This window comes from Desulfobacterales bacterium, from assembly GCA_034003325.1.
In the GTDB taxonomy this organism is placed as follows: domain Bacteria; phylum Desulfobacterota; class Desulfobacteria; order Desulfobacterales; family JAFDDL01; genus JAVEYW01.
On sequence record JAVEYW010000044.1, the window covers coordinates 1 to 3123 of the forward strand.

Below are 3123 nucleotides of genomic sequence, written 5' to 3' on the forward strand. Positions count from 1 at the left end.
TGTTGATTCCCCCAATAAATGGAACTGGATTTTCAGATTAAATTGAAGAGTCCGCGGGGATTTCAGATTCAATGGAAGGAGTCGCTGCGCTCCATCTAATCGTATGGGTTTTTTAAGGCATGAACAGGAAGCATTATGGTGCAAGCAGGAAGGGGACCGGCCCTTTCGAGCAAGTCCCCTTCCGCCTTGGCACAATGCCTCCTCAACCGGCTATCCCTTGGCGGGTTGCTCCCCAGCAGAGCCCGACTCCGTTTGGCCGGAAGCCTGGTTGCCTTTGACCAGCTGCGCATCAACAGGTCATTGGCTTTAAAGCAGCACTAATTTAAAACAGCTCGGATGCGGCCACCTGGACATGTTCGGCCGTGACCGCTTTGGTTTTTTGCATGGCAGCTGCGATGAGCGCACCGCGGGCCAGGTGATTGGCTTTTCGGAAGATGCCGCCGGAGCCCTGATGGATGGCGGTAATGGCGGCGTCGTCAAACAGCATGCTATTGACGCCGGCGATCGACAGATGATGCAACAGATAATCTTGCATCTGGGTGCGCTCAGCGCCGGTAAAGTGGCTTTTGGCGACCACGCGCGAGGCCAGCGGAAGACATCCCGGATACATCAACTTATCGATCAGGTTGGACTGACCGGCCAAAACAAGGGGCAGATAGGGTTTGCAGTCCATTTCGAACTGGCAAAGCGTGTGCAATTCGGCAAAGACCTCGATGCGCAACATAGAGGCCTCATCGATGACCAGTACCGCCTTTTTTTTCTTGTTGATCATTTCCAGCACCTGGCCTTTGATCAAACTGGTCATCACCGCGCGGGACATGCCGGCCAGCCTCAGGCCGAGCTGGCCCAATATCAGCCGGTACAGTTCAAGGATCGATCCGGTGGTGGCCGTGACATACAGCAGTTTGTACTCGGATGGATGCAAGCAGCTGAGCAGGTAACGGATGGCCGTTGATTTGCCCGAGCCAGTGTCGCCGGTGATCAGGTAAATGGCGCCCAGATCGGTGGCATACTCGAAGCGGTTCTGGGCCGCGGCAAGCTGTGCCGTTTGCATGATCTGTTTAACGGCGATATCGGATGCAAAGGGCTCCTTGGTAAAGCCGAACAACGCCCTGTACTTTTTTTTCATTTCCATAGGCCGCCTCCCTGGTAGGCGGTGGCACCCGATTGCAGTTCGATGTTTCTGCTCTTGTCTCTTTTGACCCGGCAATTGACATGCAGATCGACCGGCACCAACAGCCCGTAGCAGATCTGGTCGAAAAACACCTCAACCTGCTCGGGCGCATGTTCATGGTACAACAGCAGCACTTTGCGGCCCATGAGGGCAACCGGGGCCTCGAACAGGCGGCCATCGAGCGTGACGGTCCGGTCTTTGGCCACCGTTCGGTAAACGGCCTTGCGAAAGTGATCGGCAAGGTTTGCCGGCGCCTGGCGAAGACAACTCATATTGCGTGTGAACCTGCAAAACGGGCTCATGCCGGTGCCGCTGTGCACCCTTTGGTGGTAGGCGTTTTCCAGCCAGTGATCGAGCGAGCGGTTCAGGCTGTCAAGGTTGCTGGTATCGGCGGTGGGCAAAAACTGACTTCGGATGGTCTTAAAAAAGCGCTCCACTTTGCCCTTGCCCTGTGGTTTATACGGTCGGGCATGGATCAGCGCGATGGATAACGAGGCACAGGTGAACTCGAGTTTGTGACTGCGGTAGGCCGCCCCGTTGTCGACATAGAGTTTTCTTGGCAGCCCGCGCTTTAACAAGGCCTTTTCAAAGGCGTCCATGAAAGATGCCAGATTTTCCGACAAGTAAAAAGCGGCATGCGATACCAACCGGGAGTGATCATCGATAAAGGCGATCAGGTAGGTTTTGCGCGATTTTTGATCCACCGGCACCTTCGGCCCGTGCATCACATCGCTTTGCCAGATATCGTTGGGCTGTTGGGCTTCAAATTTTCTTCTATCCTCGACGGCCTGCGTTTTTTCCATCAGGCCCTGGCGATGCAAAAGCCGATAGATCGTGGCAAGGCTCGTTGTCCGGGCCACCAGACATTGGCTCTTTAGTTCGGCCAGCAATAAAGGCACTGGCAGATGCGGTTTTTGCCTTCGGGCTTGAACGATATGTGCGGCAGTTTCTTCGTCAATGCCGCGCAGTTTGCCATGGTCGGCGCGCTTTTCCGGATAAAGCGACTTGATATCGCCCCCGCTGTTTTCGTAGCGCCTGATCCAGCGGTAGATCGTATTTTCACTGATCCGGCTGCGGCTGCAATGCGGGATGATCCATTTTCGGCAACACTTGTCGTGCAGCAGGCGCCGTTTTTCATCTGCCGAGAGCCTGGCCCCGCCGACAAACTCGTGGATGACCCCGAAGCGGAAGACCGCGATCTGTTCGTTTTTCTTTTCCGTCATCAAAACCCCTCCTTTTGTGTGTGATCGGCCGGCTATAAAGCAGTTTTCCAAGGGCCGATAGCGCACTGTTGGGTAGGGTCTTTGAATAACGCGCCTAAATGGAACGGCTCACCGGTATGCGCTTGGTCTTGATGAACCAATCAAAAGCGTTCATCAAATCCATGCCGATACCGAAAAAAGCTTGGCTCTTGCGTTTTAGTGCCGACATCCAGTGCCGTTGACGGGATGTCGATGGTCCCTTGGGCCATTTGCCAGCTGACAATCGCGCCTGAAGACAGAATCTGATCGCTGCAATGGCCGCCTGGAAACGAGCAAAGTATCCGATTGGCCTCATGCGAATAATGCAGCCGCAATCCGGGCACCGGTACCGGCGCAGCATCAGTGCCTGGCTGTAACCGTCGAAAAAGCACGCAGCAAAGCCATGCCCCCACAGACAGCGCGACTGACAGCGCGGGCAGCTATCGGGTTTGACCCAATTAAAATTGCGTCCCTGGCTAAAAATCTGGTTGAGTTTTACGTCTACGAAAAGTATCATCTTATCAGCTTGTTGAGGGCTCAAAAAGGCCCCCGGTTGGTCGGGTGCGTCGGTTGGCCGACCGGCGCACCCTTTTTTCAAAATAAAAGAGCCTCCATCAGGAGGCCCATTTAATTTGAAAATTCCTTCTCGTTTGTCAATTATTGTGAAAATTAGCCCGGATTTGGTTCCGTTGTTTGTGGGGATCTACA

General features: G+C 54.3%; 3 protein-coding genes. All 3 read right to left on the reverse strand.

All coding sequences use genetic code 11. The annotated features are described in order from the left end of the window. Window positions 1-322 precede the first annotated feature (322 nt). A complete protein-coding gene (locus RBT11_20585; GenBank protein MDX9789179.1) occupies window positions 323-1135 on the reverse strand; it encodes an AAA family ATPase in 813 nt (270 codons plus the stop codon). After that, window positions 1126-2397: an IS481 family transposase gene (locus RBT11_20590; protein MDX9789180.1), complete on the reverse strand. Its 1272-nt coding sequence runs from the start codon at window positions 2395-2397 to the stop codon at window positions 1126-1128. Before RBT11_20590 ends, RBT11_20585 begins: the two co-directional genes overlap by 10 nt. Window positions 2398-2491: 94 nt before the next feature. Further along, complete coding sequence (locus RBT11_20595) at window positions 2492-2932, reverse strand: hypothetical protein (GenBank protein ID MDX9789181.1); 441 nt, start codon at window positions 2930-2932, stop codon at window positions 2492-2494. Between the last annotated feature and the right edge of the window lie 191 nt (window positions 2933-3123).